The following is a 23,075-nucleotide window of genomic DNA, read 5'->3' as shown; positions in this document are numbered from 1 at the left end:
GGCTGGGCTTATCGCAAAATGGTAAAATGTACGATTGGGTCTATTTCGGTCATGAGCGGGTCAACAGACAACGTCGTTTCACTTATACTGTCAGCACCTTATTCCTAGAGTGCCTATGTTGAAACCTCCAATCCTAAAGTCTTTGTTCTCAAAATCACTGTTATCCAAGTTGTCGTTCTCACGACAGGACTTGCTGTTGCTGGTCGTATGGCCACTCATCAACTCTGTGATTATCTACTCTTCACTGTACTACGTTATGATTGCGCTGGATGAGCCTCTGACCTTGAACATGGTCTTTCGTGCCCTCACAGGCATATTTTCAATATGCGCACTATTTTGGCTATTGCGACGACTATTTGATGCCAAATTTGGTGCTCTCTATCGCCACAAGCTGCCATATCAAATCTTGATCAACTTGGTTTTAGCTTCATTAGCTATCGCCTTTACCTCCGGCGGTCTCCCGGCGCCGCAGACATTTGACACCGTAACCGTCTTTCAACTCGTCCGGCTAAAGCTGCTTACTCATTTGAACCTATTACTGCAAGTGACCATTTACACTATGGTCGTTCACAGTTGGCAGCTGAAACAAAAAGCATTGGAGCTTGAGATGTCATTAAAAGAGTCTGAGATTTCTCTACTGCGCATTCAAACCAATCCGCACTTTCTGTTCAACACACTGAACCTGCTACACAGCGAGATCCCAACACGTCCCGAACTCGCTCAGGAGCTTATTTTCGAACTCAGTGACTTACTCAGAGGCACGATTGCAATCTCCGACAAGAAGCGAATATTACTCAGTGATGAGATAGAGCTGATTGAGCACTATTTAGCGATCCAAAAAGCTCGCTTTACCGAGCGATTGCATTTCTCCATAGATGTAAGTGAAGAGAGTCAAGCGCTGCAAATCCCGCCAATGCTGATCATGCCATTGGTAGAAAACGTCATTAAGCATGCAATAAGTAAGACCATCAACCCCATTCATCTTGAAGTCAAAACCCGCTATGCAGATGGGGAGCTTTGCATTGCTGTTTGCAACAGTTGGCCAGAAACCACAACGCCTAAATTTGAAGCCGGCAGTGGTCACCGTAATATTGTTGACACCCTAAATTTAGAATACGACGACGCCAATTTTTCAATGGGTTTTTCCAACGATACTAGCTGCGCACAAATCACCATTCGTCATGATTTTTAAGGAGAAACCTGTGTACCGAGTCTTATTAATAGATGATGAGCCCGCAGCGACTCAAGCTTTAGCACGTAGCCTTGCGGCATTTGAAGAGATTGACGTAGTTGGTAGCTACAACGATCCCCAAAAAGGGATTGAGGCAATTTGCCAGCAGACACCCGACATCGTATTTATGGATATAGAGATGCCAGGACTGGATGGTTTCATGGTCGCCAAAGCCACAGAGCATGTACCTTATCATCTCGTTTATGTGACAGCTTATTCAGAGCACGCGTTGAGCGCATTTGAAACCAAAGTCGTGGACTATCTATTAAAACCCGTTCGCCAGACCAGACTTGAGCGCTGCCTTGAAAAGATTAAAGCCCTTCCACCTCTGGTATCACCTTCTTTGGAACTGGAAATTCTAGTCCATGATGGCAAGACAACCTACAGGCTCACCGAGAACGATATCAGCTACATAGAAAGCATCGGCCGCTACCAACAAGTTAACCTAACAGCCTCAGGACAGAGAAAGTTTCAGTTACAGACGATAGTCACAGAAGAAACCATGACCAACTTTGAAAAAGAGTTGAGCACAGAGCAATTTTTGCGAGTACATCGCAGTTTTATCGTCAACGTGGGTTTGATAACCCAAGTCCAACGTGAGGCTAGAAATACTCTGCTGTCATTGAGTGGAGTGAGTCAGGCGATACCGGTCGCTAGAGCGAAGGTGGCTGTGGTGAATGAGTACTTGAAGTAACCGCCTTTAAAACCACAAAAAGCCCAATACAATGATTGGGCTTTAACGTAACGTTTGAGTATTACCACATCAGATCGTCTGGCACCACATATTGTGCATACGGGTCATCTTCTTCAACGACTTCTTCTTTCACGTCGTTTTCGATAATGGTCTCTTGGTCACGCTCGGCGATTTTCTTCGCAACGATGGTTGGGATCACCGCGTAGCCTTCTTCTAGACGTGCAATAGACAACTGACCTTTACTTAGCTGGTCACGCACTTCTTGAGTAACATATAACGACTTAACCAAAGTACCATCAGTGAAGTTGTATTTAATGTCACCGTTGCCATGTTCAATAGTGTTAAGAGTAATCAGTTGCTTCACCTGAGCTTTGATTTCTTTGCTCAATTTTTCTTCGTCACGCTGCTTATTGAGCTCTTGGTCACGCTCTTTTTGTGCCGCTTTACTTTCTTCTACTGCAGCTTTTGCTTCGCGCGCTTGAACACGTGATTTTTTCGAACCTTTCTTGGCTTTTTTCAGTTTCTTCTCGTTGACCAGACCCGCTTTTAGCATCTGCTCTTGAAGGCTTAGTTTCGACATGGAATGCAATCCTAGTTTGTTTTCACAATTGTTGGCATGATCCCAAGAAAGCTCGGCAAGAGCAAGTGCAAACCGCGAGAATCTCCTCGATTTTGCGCCCACATACTCACTGTCCAATATTGAAGGATGATGACTCATAGATCACGCTTCAGAATGTCGGTTTTGAGAATGAGTTAGGTTTGAGCTATGTTGGCAAACACTCCCCATCTCATTGATTTTACCGATTATGCTGCTCGACCTATCACAGATTGCTTTACTGTTTATTGCTGGTGTCTTCGGCGGTGTACTCAATTCAGTGGCCGGCGGTGGCAGCTTTATTACCTTTCCGACACTGCTGTTTATCGGTATCCCGCCAATTGTCGCTAATGCGACCAACACATTCGCCGCTTGTGCTGGTTATTTGAGTGGCACCTATGCGTTTCGCCGAGAAGTGCTTAAAGACCGCGGCAATTTACTTAAGGTGGTGCTACTCAGTATCGCCGGAGGCATCAGTGGCAGCTACTTACTGATCATTGTGTCAGAGCAACAGTTTGTCAGCGCGATACCTTGGTTATTACTGTTCGCCACCTTGCTGTTCATTTTTGGCGATCGTATTAATGCTCGGCTGCAAATGGCGAGTAGCCATCGTAACCTTGGTGGGTTAGTCGCGTTTGGACTTGCGCTGTTTTTATTCCTTGTCGGTGTTTTTGGCGGCTTTTTCAACGCGGGACTTGGGGTGATTGGCCTAAGCTACCTTGCGGTTGCTGGCTACAAAGACATCAATTTGATGAACGGCTTGAAACTCCTTATCTCAACCTGCGCATCCGCAATTGCCATCGTGCTGTTTGTTTTTAATGGCCTTATCGATTGGTATTCTGGCATCGCTGTAATGCTTGGAACACTGACTGGCGGTTATGTCGCGGCGAACCTCTCAAGACAGCTACCACAAATCTATGTGCGACGCTTTGTCACGTTAAGCTCTATCGCCATTACCTGTTATTTCTTCTACGACACCTATCTATAATGCCAAGCTATTACCAAGACCTGCTTTATCAGGCTCTGACCAAGTGATAACAAAGCCATGACCTAACGGTTAAACAAGCATCAAGTGGATATGTTACTGATAGCACCTATCTTTATTTGTATCCATGACACATCGTTTAGAGGCTTTTATGTCATTTCGTATCGCGTTGATCGCTACGCTTGTTTCATGCTCGGTAACGGCGCAGCCTGATCCGTTCCCTACTGCACCCAACGACACTGGCAAATCTTTTATGGTCAGTGCCACCAACCCTTATGTGACCAGCACTGGCTACTCCATTCTCAAACAAGGCGGTAACGCGGTCGATGCGATGGTCGCTATGCAGTTAGTGATGTCAGTAGTAGAGCCTGATATGACGGGTATTGGCGGTGGCACCTTTGCTCTCTACTACGACAACAAAGCTAAATCCTTTACCGCTTACGATGGCCGTGATGAAGCGCCTTCCAGTGCCACTCCAGACATGTTTCTAGATAAAGACGGTAAGGCGATTAGCCGCGACGACATTTTGGGTCCTCGCTCCGTAGCGGTTCCAGGTACGCTTAAGCTTCTTCAGCACACTCACGAAAAGCACGGCAAACTGGATTGGAAACAGCTTGTACAGCCAGCTATCAATTACGCTGAAAACGGCTATTCGATGAACAGCTACACCTATGACATCGTAGTGCGTGAACAAACCAGACTTATCCATGATCCAGAAATAAAAGCGCTCTACTGGGAAGGCGATACCATCCGCCCAACGGGCACTAACATGACCAACCCTAACATGGCGACAACGCTTAAAGCCATCGCCGAACAAGGTGCTGATTATCTGTACCAAGGAGCACTGGCAAAGCACATTGTCGAAACGGTCAACGCTCGCCTCGAAAAAGACCAAGCGAAACTCTCTCTCACTGACTTTGCTAACTATCGTGTGAAGACGCGCGACATCGTTAAGTCAAGCTACCGTGGCAATGACATTGTCTCGTTCGGCTATCCTGCTTCTGGTGGTGTATTGGTCTCCCAGTCTCTCGACATGCTTGAAAAATACGATATCGCTTCAATGCCAATCACCACAGCGGAACCTTGGCGACTGATGGTTGAAGCAATGCGCCTTGCTAAAGAAGACCGCATTGCCTACGCCGGCGACCCAAGCTATGTAGATACACCCGTTGAAGCATTGCTCGATAAAGACTATATCGATGATCGCTTTGACATGATCCCAGAACAAGGCGCGGGTGATAGCAAGAGCATTAAGCCAGGATTACCCGAGGTAGCGACACCGGCTGCACACGAAGGCTTTGAAAGCCAAGATACTGGACACATTTCTATTGTCGATAGCGAAGGTAATGCCATCGCGATGACCAGTACCGTCGGCACGGGTATGGGCTCTGGTGTCATGGTCGATGGTGTCTTGCTGAATGCTCAAATGGCCAACTTTTCATCGGTTCCAAGCCTAAAGGGTAAACCGGTACAAAACGCCATTGAAGCAGGCAAACGTCCTCGCTCTGCCATTACCCCGCTGATGGTGTTCGATAAAGACGATAATCTGCGTCTCGTCGTAGGCAGCCCTGGTAGCTCGCAAATTCCGGGTTATGTACTGAAAACTATTGTTGGCATTGTTGATTGGGACCTATCCGCTCAAGATGCGATTGACCTGCCGAACATCCAATACGGCACCAAAATTGACCGCACTAAGCCATACAATCCGACTGGCCTGTTGGTCGAAAAGCGCACCTTCGCCGAATCTATGGTGCCAAGCTTTGCTGAAATGGGCTACAAGGTACACGTTATTCCTGTTGTGAGCGGCCTCAATGCCATTGAAGTCAAAGATGGAATGCTACATGGCGCAACAGATAGACGCAGGGCTTCGACCTCACTAGGCGATTAATTTGGGAAGGCTAAAAGCAGGTGCTTTTAGCCTTTTTTGTAGCGCAGCTGCAAAGATGTCAAAGAGACCATTATGTTGGGCAGATAAACTCATCACTATCTGTGGTAAAGTGCACGCCGCTTCCCAACTAGCACAGCAAAGGTTAAGACCAACACTATGCCGTTTTCTCAATTCTCTCTAAGCCAAAAATTGGTAGCAGCGCTGCCCGATACATTTCGCTCAGCAACGGAAATTCAGACACTCACTATTCCTGCGATTTTGAATCAGCAGGATGTATTGGCCATCGCTAAGACAGGAAGCGGTAAAACACTGGCATATGGCTTACCACTGTTGGAGCAACTTCTCGCAGTGTCATCACACTCACAGGCGCTTATACTGGTGCCTACTCGCGAGCTTGCCTCACAAGTCAATAACACGCTCTCTCTGGTAACTCAGCATACAAAGCTGACATCAATCAGCATTTTCGGAGGAGTGGATAAAGAACAGCAAAAAGCGGCTCTTGCCAAACAACCAAGCGTCATTGTCGCAACGCCAGGCCGCCTGCTTGAACTACTCACTGAAAACGCGCCAATGGCCAGCAACATCAATAAACTGGTTCTTGATGAAGCCGATCGCCTGTTAGAAATGGGATTCTGGACGGATGTCCAACGCATCATCGAGATGCTGCCAGCAAAGCGTCAAACACTGATGTTCTCTGCTACTTTCCCGAAGCTACTAGAGAGCAAGGCCAACGAACTACTTAACTCACCAGCACTCATTGAAGCGAAGAAAACGGAAGATGCAGAACCATCGATAAATGAAACACTCTATCTCGTTAATAAGGGAAACAAAACCAAAGCGCTGATTGACCAAATCAGCCGTCATAACTGGCGTCAGGTACTTGTATTTATTGGTGCCAAAGACAACGCTGATGCACTTTGTAAGAAGTTAAACAAAGCTGGGCTAAACACGGCTGCACTGCATGGCAACAAAGATCAGGCAGAGCGAGAAGCTACTCTCGAGCAATTCAAACAGCAACAAATCAACGTGCTGATCGCCACAGACCTACTTGCACGCGGTATTCATGTAGAGCAATTACCTGTAGTGATAAACTTTGAGTTACCTTCAAACGCAGAGACTTATGTACATAGAATCGGTCGCACTGCAAGGGCAGGACAAAAAGGTATCGCGGTCTCTTTAGTGTGTCACGGTGAGACAGAGTATTTGACCGCTATTAGAAAGGTGACTCAACGTGAACTAGCGCTACAAGAGTTGGATGGTTTTCCTGTTACCGACCAGCCTTCGTCTGGCGAAAGCAAGCGAGCTCCTAGAGATAAGCAAGCTAATCGCAGAACCAACAAAAAGAAGAGCATTAAACAGTTCCAGGGTAGAACTAAGCGCTCTTAAATGGGTTTGGAGCGAAGGTGTGCCAGAGTTTAAGTTAACAACCTTCTGGACTTTGGCCTCTTGTTTTATCGCGAATACCAGCTCACCGTTAATTCGTCATCCTCACAATAGTGAGGATCTCCTAAAGCGCTTAGCTAACTGCACAGTCACGTTAGTTACATTCAGATCGCGCTGACTGAGATTCCCTTTTCCAAGGGAATGACTTTTTTGGGGGAGCGTTGACGCTCGGCGTGGGGCAAGATGCCATATTTAGAGCTTATCGAGCAATACCAACTAATCCGCTTCACACCATTCTAGGATTTCATAACCGAGCCCTTTTGCATTCACTTTTTCAGGCTCAGTCATCGGCACCGAGTAGTCGCCAACTGGACAGGCTGAAACCGCAACCAACAGATCCATATCTGCGACAAATTCAACGTAGTCACCCAGATTACTTTGGCTTGGCATGCTATCACCGCTGCCATCCATTTGAATAAAGCTCGGCTGGAATACCATGAAGTTGTCATGGATGATATCTTGCTCGCCCATACCAAACTCAGCGACGGCCTGAATGCCATTGTCGTGACAACTGTTATGCCCTTTGACACCACTTAACAGCTCCCACTGAGCTTGGGTACAGTGACCACCTAACGCGACGTGATTATGAAAGTTCTCTGGCAGTGTTGGATTACCAGAGTGCTCCACCAGCATTGTTGCCATTGGTCTAACATTGGGCATACACGACCAAAGTTGACTGTATTGTGCTAAATACGCACCTTCATATAGGAACGTCGTATGCCCCATAAAGTGCTCAGTACGGTCATGCTGATTGAATACCCAAACATCACCAATTTGCGGGCCATCAGATTGAATAATTCGAAACACTTGGCCTTTACTGACTTTAAAGGCTTTGCCGCTATGGCGCTCAATATAACCCTTTGAGACAGAACGCAACTGGTCACGTTTTTCTGTCATTTCAAGATATTTTGAGGCTATGGGTGTTCCCATCAACATGCCGCTTTGCTTCGTGACTGTTTTAGACATCATTCTCTCCTACCAATCAATACGTTGACGATCTGTGAAGAAGCCAGCAGTGGGTCCTTCTTTTGTGAGTGTTGCTAACCAAACAGAAGTGTCCGCCCCTTCTCTAACAGTTTTAGGTCTCGCTTGTGAGTCACCATAATCAGGCAGATCATCGAGGTTCATGTCTGTCTCTACCCAGCCAGGGCAACAGCTATTTACTTTGCCCGAAAACGGCTCTAGTGCTTTAGCGAACAAGACGGTATTGGCGTTAACACCAATTTTGCTCATTTGATACGCAGAGCAAATATCGTCTTTCAACGGCGAATCCATATCACTTAACTGTGCAAGCTGTGCCACCTGTGTCGAGAGGTTCACAATGCGCGGTGATTCGGATTTCTTGAGTAATGGAATCAGTTTTTGTGTCAACAAAAACGGACCAATTTGGTTGATTTCTAGCACTTCACGAAGCATCTCTTCCTGAAGTTCAATAGGACCAATACCAAAATCTTTCAAAATAGCGGCGTTGTTGATGAGTGCATCTAAATGACCATAGGTTTCCTCAATGGTTTGATACACCGCAGAAAACGTATTTGTGTCAGCAAGGTTGAGTACAACCGGCGTCACCTCATAGCCCTGCTCTCTATATGTTTTTGCTTTTTCAGAGCAGTCTTGGATGTCTGCCATCACAACCGCGTAACCTTGCTCCATAAGTAGCTCACATGTCGCTAAGCCAATTCCTTGATAAGCGCCTGTAACCATTGCAACTTTCATAATTATCTCCTGTGGTCATCTCGATTTCTGTATTCACTATACTTGACAAAAATCGAGTATAATTGTCCTTATAGCTCAAGATTACTTTTAGGTTACCATGGATATTATCAGTGCGGTTGGGCCTCTAGTTGCCCCTTATGATTACAATCAAGACACGCTAAAAAACCTGCGGACGCTGTTCAGGCGATACCAAGAGGTAAACACAGTATCGATTAAAGTTGAGCAACTGCTTATCTCCCAACAGCGTATCGATATTGCTACTCTCGTCGCGCTACAAAAAGAGTCTATCGAATCGTTGTGGCACGCTGGGCATTACCATGCGGGCTTTGCTTTAGGAGAATTGTTCTCGGTGGAAAGTTTTGGGCGTTTCAATATAGCTCTACAAAGCGCGCCAGACTTAGCCAGTGCCGTGCGCTTGATCTCGCTCTACGCACCGCAATTTGAGGCCATTCTCCAAATTAGATTCTGTGAAGACTCCGGAAGACTATATGTGGAGTTTGAAGATGAACGAAACACCGTCGCTTGGCAATTTGAAGATGCACTGATGGCTTGCTGGCAACTTCTTACTCAGTTAACACAAACTCAGTTACAAGCAACCAGAGTGTGTTTACAAGCGCCTGAACAAGGTAATAGCCAAGGCCTCAACGACCTGTTTGGCACCAACATTGAGTTTTGTGCCCCCTGCACTTACATCGAACTGCCGGCTTCAGATTGGTCAAGAGCTATGGGGGCATCATCTCCCATGATCACGACACTATTTAACTCTTGGTCGGAGCAAGAAGGTAATGATGAAAACCGTTTCCTAGCAGAGATTTACCACTCGATTTACGATCAAATCGCACAGCGCAGCACAGAAGTAACCTTACCTGAACTCGCCACACAGCATCACTGCAGTGTTGCAACGATGAAGCGACGCCTTGCTAAGTACAATAAAAGCCTAACGACGATGAAAGATGAGGTACACATGCTAGTGTGCTATCACTATGTGACAATGACGGCATTACCGTTATCGACGGTTGCCGAATGGCTTGGTTTTGGCGACAGTGCAAACTTCTGCCGAGCTTGTAAGCGTTGGTTTTCCATGCCCCCTAGTCAACTTAGACGTCTGAATACTAAGAAAAGTATCCAGTAAATTAAAACAAAGGGTAGGTACCTTTCAGTAACCTACCCTACGTTATTGAGTTGCGTTAACTAACGATCACTCCCAACCATCGTTAGCTCAGCACTTATAAAACAGGCGCTGGTAATGCAGGAAGGCTAGATTCAATCGCTTTCGCAGCCGCTAGCACCTCTTCATCTTTCCATGGACGTCCAATAATTTGAATGCCAATCGGCAATCCATCTTCGTTCATTGCGACTGGAATGGTTGCAACCGGCCAACCTGTTAGGTTGTAGGCTTGCATCATCGATGAGTCCGCCGTGCCATCGGCTGAGTTGTGCTTAAATGCGACAACTGGCGCTACTGGTGCAATCAACACATCTGCATTTTCAAATACTTGAATCATTGAATTGCGCAGCTTCGCTAAGCGTGCATTAGCCTTTTGCGCGTCTTCAACGGTTGCATCAATACCTAAAGACAACCAGCCTTTAAGCTCTTCACCCATTAACTCTGGGTTGTTGGCATTCACAAAGTTTCTTAAATGCTCGCTACCATCATATAAGAAGTGTTCCACCAGTATTTCACCACCAAATTGGACTTGCTCTGGTAGTTGGTGCGACGTCTCACAACCCGATTTTTTAAGCGCTTCCACAGCGTTGTTAACCGCGTTTTTGTACATCTCTGGTACGGTGACCAAACCATCATCGGTGTAGAAACCGATGCGCAGTTCATTGACTTTTACATCGCTGCTAGCGGCCAAAGGAACGTCTTGTGCAAACGGGTCTTTCCAGTCTGGACCGTTTAGCACTTCTAACAATAGCTCCAAATCATCCACACTGCGCGCCATTGGACCAGCATGGTTAAATTGAGAAAAAGCGTCGCCGTAGCTCGGGATATGCCCTGTGGTTGGAATGCGGCCATGAGTCGGTTTTAAAGCACAAATACCACAAAAATGCGCAGGCAAACGTACGCTACCACCAATGTCGCTACCAATATCAAATGGTATCATTCTTGCCGCAATGGCTGCCGCAGCGCCACCAGAGCTACCACCTGGCGTTCTAGTTAGGTCATAAGGGTTGTTGGTTCGACCATAAACAGGGCTGTTGCACTCATCTGAAAGTGCGAGTTCAGGTGTATTCGACTTACCTAGCAAAATAGCGCCTGCCGCTTTTAGTCTTTTCACCAGCGTCGCATCTTGCTCTGGGACATTGTCTTTGAACATATTACTACCCGCAGTGGTAATAACTCCTTTAGTCTCAAACAAGTCTTTAAGTGTAAATGGAATACCGTGCAGTGGCCCTACCGGCTCACCCGCTTTCAAGGCTAAGTCCGCTCTTCTAGCTTGTGCAATCGCTTCTTGCTTTTGAATTTGGAACACCGCATTGAGCTTTGGATTATGAGTTTCAATTTGAGTTAGACATGCCAAAACTAGCTGCTCTGACGTCACTTCTTTAGCAAGTAGCTTTGCTCTCATCTCAGTGGCCGTCATATTGTGGATACTCTCGATACTCATTGTCTCTCCTGACTTAGTCGCAAATGAAGGAGAAGTCATAGTGGCAGCGGACAACGCCATGGCAGATTTTAGGAAGCTTCGACGATTCAGTGGCATGATTTTCCCCTTCAAAATAATATAGTTAGCTCAACTATAGCGACCGCGATTGACAGAGGTAAGTATATGTAACGGTAACATACCGGAAATCTATAGTAACTCGAACAAGCGATGTGACTAGCATTAGTCGTTGATGAGCGATACTTTAGAATACTGCCTAGCAAATTCAACCATAACCCGCCGATTATCCGCCCTGTCACTCTCTCCACACTCCTTACCATTCCACTTAATATCGGGACTTGAATAAACTGGCATATGATTATCTTCATAAGACATAATTGTACCCCGTTCGCCACATATGTAGCCAAGAGAGTAGTTTTTTAGCGGAGGATAAGTGCTTAACCGATGTGCATCTAAATCAAACTCTTCATAGTAACTCAGCGTTTTAATGTCATGAGAAGCGCCACTAAGATGACCAATTTCATGTTCGAGTATCGAGTCGGGGCAGTTGATAGCGATAGTAAAAAAGAACGAGGAGCTTGAAGCGTAACCGCAATAGAGCGATTTGTAGCTATCAAATGCGTTGGCAAACACTATCGCGTTAAAAATAGGCTCACCTTGTTTGTTCACCTCTGGAAAGGTTCGATTGAGCTCATTGATAAGCAGTCTTTCAGCGACCGCGATGTCCTGAAACCAAGAACTATCAATTTGCGACACATATTCAACGTGAGTTACACGACGGGTCGTTGGAATACACGAGTTTTTAAGTGTCAGGTTGGAATACGCGATCCAAGCGTCTATTTTGGCTTTAACGAACTGTGGTGAATACTCATCCAATATATCTTTGCTAATGTAAAAATGCACCTCAGTATCAAGGGAGCGCGCAAACTGGCAAGTAGGTAGTGTTAGTACACTACCGTATGATTTCAAGGCGCACATTAAGACTAAGAAAAGTAAAGCAATTTTGACTTTCATGACACCTCTTGGACAACGTCATTTTCCATCTAGTCAGTTTGCTTGGTTTACCAATAGTAATCAATGTGCATATTAAATATCCGTGAGAAAGAGTCGCGTGTCGCTGGAGAGAGAAGTCGATGTTTAGAGATGGATTGAAAGCAGAGCTTCGATTCAAAGCTCTGCCCTATAAAGCCTTACTTTCTAACTGGACGTTGCGGTATCTCATCTCCCGAAATAAAACCATCGTTGTTACGGTCGATGCGAGAAAAGTCATTTCTTAGCGGCCCCCGCACTTCAGACTTTGATAGTTTCCCATCGCCATTACTGTCCATATTTGCCATTGGATTGCGCCCTCGTCTGCCATCCTTTTTTTGACTATCAGCACTCGTGGCACTGCCAGAAAGCGTGTATTGCTTAGTTTCTCGCTCTAGTTTAGTTGGGTTTTGCACATACTGAGTATTTTGGTCGGTCACACAACGAACGAAGTTTTCATAACGAACCGCATCACCTTGGGGACCATGTCCTTGTGGATAATCGACGCCGTTGTATTGTTTCGGGTCACTACGCTGAGCGCCTGCGCCGTGCACATCAATCCATTCACCATTGATGTATCCTAAAGAACGCCCAAATGCGATATAAGCAGCATTATTAGTGTTCTTTAGGTTCGCGTGTGTTGTGCTACTCCAGTAGTTCGCGTAATCGACTTTTTGACCTTCGTTGATGATGGTGCTGGCTTCAAATACAGAATCAATAGCTGCACTACTGGTTGTATCCGGGGAGCGAGAATAGTCCACAATCGATTGTAATTCTTTGATATTTGGCATTCGCCAATCGCTTTTTCCTGCAAGCTCTAGATTTTCACAGTACTGTATTCCACTAAACCAATCCATCCCTTGCTGGCTGTCACCTTGCTGCCACGTCAGGCCAGTTGCTTTGTCTGTGACTGTCTTATCACGGTTATCAACTAGGTTATTGATGCCATAATCGTTGTTACCTCTTACCGTCAGAAGATAAAACGTTTTTTCACCCCCTCTTGGAGATGTCGCCCCATAACCCTTGATTCGTCCATCAATGAAGTTAACGCCAAAAATCGTTTCATCACCATTCATGGTCGTTGATACGTATTTGGTAGAGCTTAGGTATTGAGAGTCAATCAACCGCTCACCGGCGTCCATATCACCAGATTCGAAGCCAAATACAGAGTGGTCGATAAACGGCCTAATTGAGTAAGTGCCAGTACCATTGATGCCACTAGGGTCTTCACCATCAAACAACATTAAAGAATACAACTCTTTAATGGTTGGGACGCGCCAATCGTTGTGTCCACCGAGCTTTAAACTAGAAGCATACGCAATACCTTGATCGTAAGTGACTTTATCGTCGGCGGTAATTTTTCCATCACCATTGAGGTCCGTCGTTTGAGCCCACACTAACCCCGTGTTGTTATCTGTTACCGTGCCATCGCCATGAGCGGTATAGCTGGGAACATACCCTTGATATTGCGCATCTTGACCAAACGCTCGCTCACTTCGACAAGAACCCATTGTTAGAGAATCGCCTGAACATTCAGTTTGGTTTGTATCAACAATGGTATAGGTTAATTGGGCAAACGAGTGTGTACTGACACCCAATAGTGCAATTGCCCCCGACAGTTTTACTAAACGAAACATGCTGCGGTTAAGTCCTAGAAACGTGTGAATTAATTTTGACTGACTCATAGTGCCTCCTAATAAGCGAACGACTTAATCTTGAGGTCATTCTTTTCGACCGCACTACTATGAATCCAAAATGTGCAGAAAATATAGAGATAATAAAAACACCGATTAGCCCCCGTTCAAACGACACAATTTTCTGTCGACATCTGCATTTTCTTCATACTCCCTACACATTGTTTAATTAGCGTACTAATCAATCAGCTATCAATGATCTATCAAGGACTGATGAATGAACAGAGTATTGGTTTTTCTACTTTCCCTACTCGTTCTCACGATATTGCCTTCACTGGTTCTGAGCGCATTTGTTAAACACGCACTCGGGTTATCTTTTTAGTGAACAAAACGGTTTGTCGATACAGAACCTAAACATAACGCTCTACAAGGAAACGAAATTGATATGAAAAACCCTTCTAAAATTGTATTCGGTGGCTCACTATTTTTTGGTGCTGGAATATTAGGCGTTCTGACGATAGAAACCGTCGTCCGCGTTCTTATAGTCTGCGCCCAATGGTTGAACTTTTTAGTCAATTAACGCGCATTCTATGTCCTCCTTTGCTTTCTCCTTATTTTCTACACATTCGTCTCACTTTCTCTGCTCAATCAGGCGACACAATGAACATTCACTTTTGATTTTTAGAGAAATTAACATGAAGAAATTTGCTCTCGCTCTAAGCGCTTTGCTGCTTGCTGGCGCATATCACCCCGCTCAAGCTCAGGAAGAACGCCGTAAGCCGCCTTCCTTTGAAGAAATGGATGCAAACGGTGATGGGCTACTGACAAAAGATGAGCTCAAAGGCCGTTTATTGGACGAGTTGGATCTGCTTGATAGTGATGGTGATGGCGCGTTATCGGAATCGGAACTACCCGAACCACCTAAACGTCGCAGCTGAGACGGTGACTCTCAAAGCCGGCTCTAACTACAACGGCTCTAACTACAACATAGCGCCTAAAAAGCTATGTGTTCATTTGTTATATGGAAATAAGGTTAATACGTGTCCAAAGTTGTCCACTTCCCTTTGGTTTGCACTCTGCTTACCTACTCTTTTACCAGCGCCGCAGCGCTCTATCGTGTGGTAGAGGTAGACACCTCAATTGCTACTGAAGCTAACGAATACTATTCTACGGCCATCGCACCTTCCTCATCAGAATGGTGTTTTGAAGATAATTGTACTGACAACCAATACAGTGCGCTTGGCTATAGCATGAATGGTATGGAGGGAATACCACTAGACCAAGAGGTCGCTTTTGGCGTTGATAACCACTTCTACTATCTCGATTATGATGATCTTTACGATTATTGTGACAGCGAGTTAGGCTACGCAACCTGTGAGGCATGGGCGAGCAATCGGTGGTATGGGGATGCCAGTACAGGTATTGGCGGTCTCGAAAACCATCAAGATGCATTTTACAACGCAAGCTACACACCGCTCTACCACTCCTTTATGGAATACGACTCGCCACTGGACATCGACCCTGACATCCCTTCTGGCTATGAAGAGATGCTATTTGCAGTCGAAAGCACCATCGACATAAAAGCTCGTACTATCGACTCCGCAGGCCATATCATCGCTAATAGCAGCAGCAGCTATTTTGACTATGACGGGTATTATGTACAGCCTTATGGCGGCCGTGGGCTTGTCTTTTCCGATGGAAAGACCACATCCCTAGAACCGCTTGCCAATTCAGCTCTGAGCTTTGCGGACTACGAGGGTGAGCAGTTAATGGTTGAAGAAATGGGTTCAACCATTGCCTTTGATAGCTTTACCTACCCCGCCAATGGTGTGGACAGTCAGACCTATGTTGTCGGCAGTGCCTCGGTCGCGACCTTCGATTACTCAGACACCTCAAAGTACTATAACTCACTAGATCTTAGTGGCTGTATAGAGCTTGAACATCCTATCCTATCCAGTGCTTGCCAGCACTTTGGGTTTGCGACACAAGCCTTTATCTGGTCGCTGGCCGACGATGGTAAAACTCGCTTTCCGGCCAGCTCTTGGGCCACTAGCTATGACAACTATAACTATGCATCAGCACAGGCCAGCATTCGAGCCGCAACCATTGTCGAACGCAGTGACAGTCATTATTTAGGTTTACCTGTATTGGTTGGATTCAACTCCGATCTCGCTGATGACAATCTCATCATGCAAGCTGCGGTATACTTGCCAACCACCACCGATGACTTCTCTGTTGAAGAAAACGCCTGGACATCGGTATTTATTAGCAATGCTAAACTCGAGTACGACGATAGCTATTACTACAGCAACTCTGTCGCTACAGATATTAACTCCCAGCTGATTGTTATTGGCGAAACCAAGCGTTTGGGGAGTGTACCTGAGGGTGGTGCTGCAGCAAACCGAATGTTCATTGCTGACGCGGGACAATCCACACCATCAGCGACCTATTTCAGCGAACTGTCACAGTCGATTTTCTTTGTCGGTGCTGGAGGGCATGCCAATGCAATCAACCAACATAACGAAATCGTTGGTGAAGTGGATGCTGAAAATCATACCGAAATTGATGGGCCGCAACGTCGCCGTCGAGGCTACATCTTTCCTTACAATGGCATTGGAAGCGATGAATCGCGCATAACTCTATTCAACTCACGCGCATGGTGGCTAGATGATCTCACCAATGGAGGCAGTTACAGCGACTTAAACAATGCCTATCGTATTGTCACTGCATCAGACATCAACGATGCAGGAGTGATTTCAGCGACAGCCATCAAATGCGCTTCGGGTTATGACTCCACGGATCACTTCGCCACTTGTGGCAACGGAATAGAAGCCGAAACCGTTGTCGCCGTAAAACTCATCCCTATACAGGGAGCTACCAGCAGCGATATTCAGAGCCGATCGGAAAACACCGCTACCGTTACCCGAGAAGGCGGCAGTATGACTTTAATGGGCATCTTTTTATTACTGGCATTCAGGGTCGTGCGAGATGGGTGGCGCAACCTCATTGATGGTACACCGTCACTCACACTATAACGTCTCAACCAATTTACTGATATGTCACTTCGCCTAGATGAAGATCAAAAAAAGCCGAGCTTTCGCTCGGCTAGATATATCATCGCTTGGGAAGAGTGATGAGATATTCGGTTATTCGCTGTCGATTAAACGATGCGTAGGCCACCTTGAGCAATCGCGAAGCGACGTGCACGGGTGAACGATAGTGCGTTAGTAATACCTTCGCCTGTTGGACCTGCGATAGTGAACGTTGACGTACCTTCTGCGTTGTAGCCAACACCAGATAACGTTGGACCATTGTGTGCGAAGATAGTGGTGTTGATTCGGCCACCAAATTTAGTTACGTTCTCAATGTTGCCTGAGTAGATACATGCAGAGTGCTTGTTACCACGCTCAGCTGCTACCGCACGCTCAATCGCTTCGTCGATGTCTTTACAGATAACCACTGGTAGTACTGGCATCATTTGCTCTACGTGTACGAGTGGGTGGTCGTTCTCAACCAACATTACTGCAAGGCGAGTGTCTGACTTAACGCCGATAGACTTTAGGATTTGACCCGCATCTTGACCTACGTGCTTTTTAACTGGGTGCCATACACGAGAAATCTCGTGTGCAGTGCAAGGTTTCGCACCTTCGAACTCGTCTAGTGTTAGAATTTCTTCTGTTAGCTTCTCAGCTTCTTCCGCTGTCAAAACATATGCGCCAACTTCTTCAAGCTTGTCTAGGAACGCGTCTGCAACGGCTTCTTCAACGAATACTTCTTTTTCACCGATACAAAGTAGGTTGTTATCGAAAGAAGCACCACCGTATACGCCTGCAGCTGCTAAGTCTAGGTTTGCAGAAGCATCAACGATAACAGGTGGGTTACCAGCACCTGCGCCTACACCTTTCTTACCAGATTGCAGGATAGCCTTAACTAGACCCGGACCACCAGTACCAACTAGCATGTTCACTAGTGGCGAGCTCGCGATTTCATTTAGCGTTTCTAGTGTTGGCTCTTGAACCATAGTCACTAGGTTTTCTGGGCCGCCTGCTGCAATGATCGTTTCGTTAAGAAGGTCAATCATCATCGCCGACACAACTTTTGATGATGGGTGAACGTTGAACGTGACTGCGTTACCACCTGCTAGCATAGAGATAGCGTTGTTAACGATAGTTTCTGTTGGGTTAGTCACTGGCGTTACTGCGCCAATCACCCCGTAAGGTGCACGCTCACCAAGAGAAATACCGTTATCACCAGACCAAACCTGAGTTTCTAGGATCTCAGTGCCTGGCGTTTTTGCTGCTGTCAGCTGGTGCTTAGCGATTTTGTCTTCAACACGGCCTAGTTTTGTCTCTTCACGAACTAATTTTGCAAAGTCTTCTGCACGCGCTAGTACTGCACCACGCATCGCGGTGATGATGGCTTCGCGACCTTCTTTGGTACAGTTTACGTAGTACTCGATTTGAGCTTTGTGAGTTGCTTCAATCGCAGCGTCCACTGTCGCGAATACACCTTTAGCGTTATTGATATCAAAAGACATAGTGATTACCTCGTGAGATTTGGTGCTATAAGAGCTGGGCTTTATCGTCGCCTAGATTGCTCTTTTGAGCTTGTTGGCTAGGTCTATTGCCCGCCTCAAGATGATGCTAATTTAACCCAAGCATTCACCCAAACTATGTCACTGAGCGTCAAGTTTATTGACCAAGATACCTAATTTGACCAAGTATGTTACTTGACGGTTTTTTACCTCGAAAAGGAAACATAAAAGTGCTACCAAAGATCATGAAGTTAGCTTAACTCACGCTTCAATCGGACTGGCGTGCGGGACAAAACGTGTTACTTATCTAAGGACAGAACGTAACAGTAACTCACAATACATTGGCAGCAGTTATGATTTAAGTCTTTGTTTACAAACTGACTATAGGATGCAATTAAGATACATCACAGACCTTACCAAGACCCCAACAAATGCACCATGGCGCACATTATTAGTAAGCCTCATAGTGAATCCGATCAAAAAACCACCAAATTCAAGCTATCGTCAAAGCAAACTGTGCTTTCTGCACATTTTCTCCATAATAGGGTTATAGAATTGAATCACGATATTTAATGCCATAACGATTATGCGAATTACCCTGTTTCAAAAACTCTTCATCTCACTATTTAGTTCGAGCTTGATACTTTTGCTTTCTATGGCATTTATGATCAATTCCAGTTTCAAAGTAGAATTACAAAGCTACTTGAACCAAGAAGAATTACAAAAAGTTGAAACCCTAGCAAAGAGCGTCGCAGGACTCTATTCAGATACTGATGGCTGGCATCCACTTCAGCGCTCACCCAGAGCTTTCGGGTCACTTATACAACAAGTCGGCGAAATGCCACCTCCCAAACCTCGACCAGGGGATCCGTGGCGTGTTGAACCAGACTTACCTCGAGTTCGCGATAACAGTCGATCTCACTCGGCTCTTTTCGTGCCTTTAGGCATGCGTATCTACATTCTCGATCAAGATGGTGAATCGCTTTTCAGACGCAACGTTAACCAGGACGAACTAAGCAAGGATCAATTTTTTAGCCGAGTACCAATAGTAAAAGAAGGCAACACGATAGGCTGGCTAGCTGTATTACAAAGCCGCCAAGTCTCAAATAGGTTAGCTGAAAGCTTTATGTATTCTCAAACGGCCAACATTTTTACTGCGACTGTTGCTGCATTTGTTCTAACGCTAATAATTGCATTCATCACGGTTAAGTACCTGCTTACTCCTTTAGGCGCTCTGCACCGAGGAGCAACAGAAATTGCCAACGGCAACCTAGATCACCGTATTGAGCAAATCGGTAATGATGAACTGACGGATCTGATTTCCTCATTCAATCTTCTGGCCGCATCATTGGCTAAGCAAAAGGAGATTCGAGAGCAGTGGCTTTCTGATATTTCTCATGAACTTAGAACACCCGTCGCGGTGCTTAGAGGAGAAATTGAAGCACTGCAAGATGGCATCAGACCAATGGAAACCAAATACCTAGAAGGTCTGCATGCTCAGGTAACGACCCTTACACAGCTTATCGACGACTTACATTCACTGTCGATTTCCAGTGATAGTGCATTTCGAACCAACCACAGAAACGACGTCGTTCTAGCAGACATCATGGATGATTTACTTGCTCGCTTTGAACTCAGATTTGCTTCAAAAAGCTTAAGCGTAGCCAAGGAGTACTCCTCAAGCATCGATACGTCGCTGTATGTGGATGCGAAACTGATACAACAGGTATTTCAAAACCTGTTCGAGAACTGCTTTCGATACACCAATGAAAGAGGGAATATTCGTATCACTCTGCAGTCAAAAGCGAATGAACTGGTCGCTATCATCGAAGACAGCGCTCCTGGGGTACCTGATGAATCGCTGCCCAAATTGTTCGATCGCCTCTATCGCGTAGACAGTTCACGTAGTCGCGCAAGTGGTGGTTCAGGGTTAGGGTTGGCAATTTGCCAGAATATCGTCGAAGCACATCAAGGCACGATAGAGGCCAGCCATTCATCTTTAGGTGGCGTGAAAGTCGTAGTACGCTTACCAAAACAACAATAATTAGAAACTGAATTAGAGGTTTTATGATCCTTATCGTTGAAGACGAGCCATCGCTTGCTCAAGTTATCCAAGACTATCTTAATCACAGTGGTTTTGAATCCCACATGATTGGCGATGGAAACGAAGTGATTGATTGGGTGAAGGAAAATCAACCGGAACTGATCATTCTCGACTTAATGCTCCCGAACCGAGATGGTCTCGATATCTATCGAGAACTAAGAACCTTTAATGACGTGCCAGTCATGATGGCAACAGCAAAAGTCGACGAAATAGACCGCTTAGTTGGATTAGAGCTAGGGGCTGATGACTATATTTGCAAGCCTTACAGCCCAAGAGAGCTCGTAGCGCGCGTCAAAAATGTCCTGCGCCGCAGTCGTTCTCAATCGAGCCAAGAAACGTTGGATGCCGACAAGAATCCATTGCTGAACGTAGACCAACAATTAATGAAAGCCACCGTCACAGACACGGTTCTGCCATTGACGCCAGCTGAGTTCAAACTACTTGCTCACTTTCATCGCCACCCGGGTGTCGTATTCAATCGCGACCAACTCATGGATAGAATCTACTCTGATGGACGTGTCGTTACCGATAGAACAATTGATAGCCACATCAAAAATCTTCGTAAAAAGATCTTCGCAGTTAACTTGGAGTTCGACTGGATAACATCCATCTATGGCGTTGGGTATCGGTTTGAAATTATCGAGACAAGCCAAGATTAATATTCGCGCCATACGTAGTCCAACTAACGGATGCAGTCGCTTCTCAGGCGTATGTATCCACACCCGGCTTTTTGTGCGCTATCTGTTCACCTTGATAGGTTTTCACCACCACCCCTTGCTCATTCTTAATCTTAATGTCGTTTTGGCTACCCAAGGTGGCAGTAGCACCACCCCCATTCGATTTCAAAAAACCGTTAATGTACTTGGTGGTGTCCTTTAAATGCTGCTGAATGTGCGGCTGATGTAGGGCATTGTTGGTTTTCAAGATAGGGATTCTCAGGCGATGATGAGCGTAATATATTCCAGTATTGCGCTGAGGATCTTTATCTTTGATCACGATTTGAATACTTATCAATATTCAAATCGCTAATACAAAAATTCAGTCTGCTTAACCAAAACGCGCGCTCAGTGGCGGCAACGCAATACGCTCATCTCGTAAGCGCTGATCATGGTGATAGGCATCATTCGCAACTACCTTCCACTCCGTTTTGTAGTGTTCTTTCAGCAAGCACACCAACTGATAGAAACTCAAGCGGTCATTGGCGTTGCTATCAAGGTGGTAAAGACCAGGCTCGTTTCTTTCGATAAGCTGCAAAAAGCCCATGGCTGTGTCGTCCATGTGAGACGTAGCTGGATACCAACTTTGGCTAGCGCTAATTAAACCATCTTCTCGCTGCTGCCTTTCAAGGTGTGTGAGCATATTATTGCCAACGGCTTCATCATGGATTTGCCAACCAATTCGCGCAATCATAGCATCTGGATTCATCCGCCAAATCGCATCTTCACAGCGCACTTTATATAGACCGTAGTCATCTTTTGTATTGCGCTCATTGAAGATGCCATAAGGACCATCCACTTCAGCATCAAACACCATAGCGGTGCTGACGAACAGATAAGGGATTTTTTGCTGTGCACAGCGCTTGGCAAGCCATGCTGCCCACTCCTTACTTCCCATCGCCATGTGACACACGGCATCAATCGTTTGGCTTTGCCAGAACGTATTGCTGTCCTGTTCGCTATCAGGCGCAACTTGGTGATGATTCCACTCTACGACATGCCAGCCTCGCTGAGAAAACTGTTTTGCGACTTTTGGGGCAAGGGTGCCGGTGAGTCCGGTCATTAGGATTGTTTTCATTGTGTTGCTCTGCACTTTGTGTTCTTAGGTTAGTTAACCATAAGCGGCATAGAGCTCAATTGGGTGTTTGGGGAAGTCTGATTGGGAGCACGGTTTGTAGGGGTGTGGTTTTGCCGCTTTGGAGCAATTTTGTAAACGATGTGCCCGGTTTGTACGGGAGTGGTATTGGGGGCTTTTACTGGTAAATTGAGAGTCGATAGAGACGAAGAGCACCCCTCCCAGCCTCCCCTTATAAAGGGGATGAGCTTACAGGCTCGCTGCGCATCGCCTCATAGTAGTCAGGTGATGTGACGATAGGAACGAGCCTGCTGTTCTCCCCCTTAATAAGGGGGAGCTAGAGGGGGTGCTCTTAAAAAAGCAAAAAGCCGAAGCAACAGCTTCGGCTTTTTCACATCAATCAGTCAAACAACCAATTAAACAATACGCAGACCGCCTTGAGCGATTGCGAAACGACGTGCACGAGTGAACGAGTACGCGTTTGTGATACCTTCACCTGTAGGACCTGCGATAGTAAACGTTGAGGTACCTTCAGCGTTGTAACCTACACCAGATAGTGTTGGACCGTTGTGTGCGAAGATAGTTGTATTGATAGCACGACCGAACTTAGTGACGTTCTCGATGTTACCAGAGTAGATACATGCAGAGTGCTTGTTACCACGTTCAGCAGCTACTGCGCGCTCGATAGCTTCGTCGATGTTCGCACAACGAACAACTGGAAGTACTGGCATCATTTGCTCTACGTGTACTAGTGGGTGATCGTTCTCAACAACCATAACCGCTAGACGAGTCTCTGATTCAACACCGATAGACTTAAGGATT

20 protein-coding genes are annotated in these 23,075 nt (G+C 45.9%); 10 read left to right on the top strand and 10 right to left on the bottom strand.

Going from position 1 to position 23,075, the window contains the following annotated elements; genetic code table 11:
* Nucleotides 1-115: 115 nt before the first annotated feature.
* On the top strand, nt 116-1,192 hold the full coding sequence (locus L4C42_RS15105) for a sensor histidine kinase (protein ID WP_429761077.1): 1,077 nt from the start codon (nt 116-118) through the stop codon (nt 1,190-1,192).
* A gap of 10 nt (nt 1,193-1,202) precedes the next feature.
* Complete coding sequence (locus L4C42_RS15100) at nt 1,203-1,925, top strand: LytR/AlgR family response regulator transcription factor (RefSeq protein WP_353498890.1); 723 nt, start codon at nt 1,203-1,205, stop codon at nt 1,923-1,925.
* 61 nt (nt 1,926-1,986) lie between these two features.
* Here the strand turns inward: L4C42_RS15100 and L4C42_RS15095 are convergent, their stop codons facing one another.
* Nucleotides 1,987-2,505 carry a DUF2058 domain-containing protein gene (locus L4C42_RS15095; protein WP_418642551.1) on the bottom strand — a complete coding sequence of 173 codons (519 nt, stop codon included), beginning with the start codon at nt 2,503-2,505 and terminating at the stop codon, nt 1,987-1,989.
* A gap of 226 nt (nt 2,506-2,731) precedes the next feature.
* Here L4C42_RS15095 and L4C42_RS15090 point away from each other — a divergent pair, with 226 nt between their 5' ends.
* The 3 genes from L4C42_RS15090 (at nt 2,732) to L4C42_RS15080 (ending at nt 6,779) form a co-directional block, all read left to right on the top strand.
* Complete coding sequence (locus L4C42_RS15090; RefSeq protein ID WP_418642552.1) at nt 2,732-3,508, top strand: sulfite exporter TauE/SafE family protein; 777 nt, start codon at nt 2,732-2,734, stop codon at nt 3,506-3,508.
* A gap of 148 nt (nt 3,509-3,656) precedes the next feature.
* A complete protein-coding gene (ggt, locus tag L4C42_RS15085; protein ID WP_429761074.1) occupies nt 3,657-5,393 on the top strand; it encodes a gamma-glutamyltransferase in 1,737 nt (578 codons plus the stop codon).
* Nucleotides 5,394-5,549: 156 nt separating this feature from the next.
* Nucleotides 5,550-6,779 carry a DEAD/DEAH box helicase gene (locus L4C42_RS15080; protein ID WP_429761072.1) on the top strand — a complete coding sequence of 410 codons (1,230 nt, stop codon included), beginning with the start codon at nt 5,550-5,552 and terminating at the stop codon, nt 6,777-6,779.
* Between the two features lie 273 nt (nt 6,780-7,052).
* On the opposite strand, the gene L4C42_RS15075 is transcribed toward L4C42_RS15080, so the two are convergent.
* Together L4C42_RS15075 and L4C42_RS15070 are read right to left on the bottom strand one after the other, a co-directional pair.
* Nucleotides 7,053-7,802, bottom strand: coding sequence for an urea carboxylase-associated family protein (locus L4C42_RS15075; protein ID WP_429761070.1), 750 nt, complete (start codon nt 7,800-7,802; stop codon nt 7,053-7,055).
* A gap of 9 nt (nt 7,803-7,811) precedes the next feature.
* Entirely contained in the window at nt 7,812-8,552 is a 741-nt protein-coding gene (locus L4C42_RS15070; RefSeq protein WP_429761068.1) for an SDR family NAD(P)-dependent oxidoreductase, read from the bottom strand.
* Between the two features lie 97 nt (nt 8,553-8,649).
* Here L4C42_RS15070 and L4C42_RS15065 point away from each other — a divergent pair, with 97 nt between their 5' ends.
* Complete coding sequence (locus tag L4C42_RS15065; protein WP_429761066.1) at nt 8,650-9,684, top strand: AraC family transcriptional regulator; 1,035 nt, start codon at nt 8,650-8,652, stop codon at nt 9,682-9,684.
* 94 nt (nt 9,685-9,778) lie between these two features.
* On the opposite strand, the gene L4C42_RS15060 is transcribed toward L4C42_RS15065, so the two are convergent.
* From L4C42_RS15060 to L4C42_RS15050, 3 genes are all read right to left on the bottom strand, one after another.
* Entirely contained in the window at nt 9,779-11,260 is a 1,482-nt protein-coding gene (locus L4C42_RS15060; protein WP_429761064.1) for an amidase, read from the bottom strand.
* Nucleotides 11,261-11,383: 123 nt separating this feature from the next.
* Nucleotides 11,384-12,175 carry a hypothetical protein gene (locus tag L4C42_RS15055; protein ID WP_353498881.1) on the bottom strand — a complete coding sequence of 264 codons (792 nt, stop codon included), beginning with the start codon at nt 12,173-12,175 and terminating at the stop codon, nt 11,384-11,386.
* 176 nt (nt 12,176-12,351) lie between these two features.
* A complete protein-coding gene (locus L4C42_RS15050; RefSeq protein ID WP_418642555.1) occupies nt 12,352-13,875 on the bottom strand; it encodes an Lcl domain-containing protein in 1,524 nt (507 codons plus the stop codon).
* A 644-nt stretch (nt 13,876-14,519) separates the two neighbouring features.
* Here L4C42_RS15050 and L4C42_RS15045 point away from each other — a divergent pair.
* The gene (locus tag L4C42_RS15045; RefSeq protein WP_353498879.1) at nt 14,520-14,762 is read left to right on the top strand and encodes an EF-hand domain-containing protein; all 243 of its coding nucleotides are present in this window, start codon (nt 14,520-14,522) and stop codon (nt 14,760-14,762) included.
* Between the two features lie 102 nt (nt 14,763-14,864).
* Nucleotides 14,865-16,859: a DUF3466 family protein gene (locus L4C42_RS15040; RefSeq protein ID WP_429761061.1), complete on the top strand. Its 1,995-nt coding sequence runs from the start codon at nt 14,865-14,867 to the stop codon at nt 16,857-16,859.
* Nucleotides 16,860-16,984: 125 nt separating this feature from the next.
* Here the strand turns inward: L4C42_RS15040 and L4C42_RS15035 are convergent, their stop codons facing one another.
* Nucleotides 16,985-18,361 (bottom strand): aldehyde dehydrogenase, encoded by a 1,377-nt coding sequence (locus tag L4C42_RS15035; RefSeq protein ID WP_353498877.1) that lies wholly within the window; start codon nt 18,359-18,361, stop codon nt 16,985-16,987.
* A gap of 583 nt (nt 18,362-18,944) precedes the next feature.
* Between L4C42_RS15035 and L4C42_RS15030 the strand changes: the two genes are divergently transcribed.
* A complete protein-coding gene (locus L4C42_RS15030; protein ID WP_489686899.1) occupies nt 18,945-20,402 on the top strand; it encodes an ATP-binding protein in 1,458 nt (485 codons plus the stop codon).
* A 23-nt stretch (nt 20,403-20,425) separates the two neighbouring features.
* Nucleotides 20,426-21,121 carry a response regulator gene (locus tag L4C42_RS15025; RefSeq protein ID WP_353498875.1) on the top strand — a complete coding sequence of 232 codons (696 nt, stop codon included), beginning with the start codon at nt 20,426-20,428 and terminating at the stop codon, nt 21,119-21,121.
* A gap of 43 nt (nt 21,122-21,164) precedes the next feature.
* Here L4C42_RS15025 and L4C42_RS15020 read toward each other — a convergent pair whose 3' ends face one another.
* The 3 genes from L4C42_RS15020 to L4C42_RS15010 all read right to left on the bottom strand — a co-directional run.
* Entirely contained in the window at nt 21,165-21,458 is a 294-nt protein-coding gene (locus L4C42_RS15020; protein WP_353498874.1) for a hypothetical protein, read from the bottom strand.
* 51 nt (nt 21,459-21,509) lie between these two features.
* A complete protein-coding gene (locus tag L4C42_RS15015; RefSeq protein WP_429761058.1) occupies nt 21,510-22,256 on the bottom strand; it encodes a sugar nucleotide-binding protein in 747 nt (248 codons plus the stop codon).
* 413 nt (nt 22,257-22,669) lie between these two features.
* The coding region (locus L4C42_RS15010; RefSeq protein ID WP_429761056.1) for an aldehyde dehydrogenase family protein at nt 22,670-23,075 on the bottom strand (406 nt) is incomplete at its 5' end.

The organism is Vibrio wakamikoensis (assembly GCF_050337275.1).
Lineage (GTDB): Bacteria > Pseudomonadota > Gammaproteobacteria > Enterobacterales > Vibrionaceae > Vibrio > Vibrio chaetopteri.
This window is presented reverse-complemented; position numbering and strand designations above follow the sequence as displayed.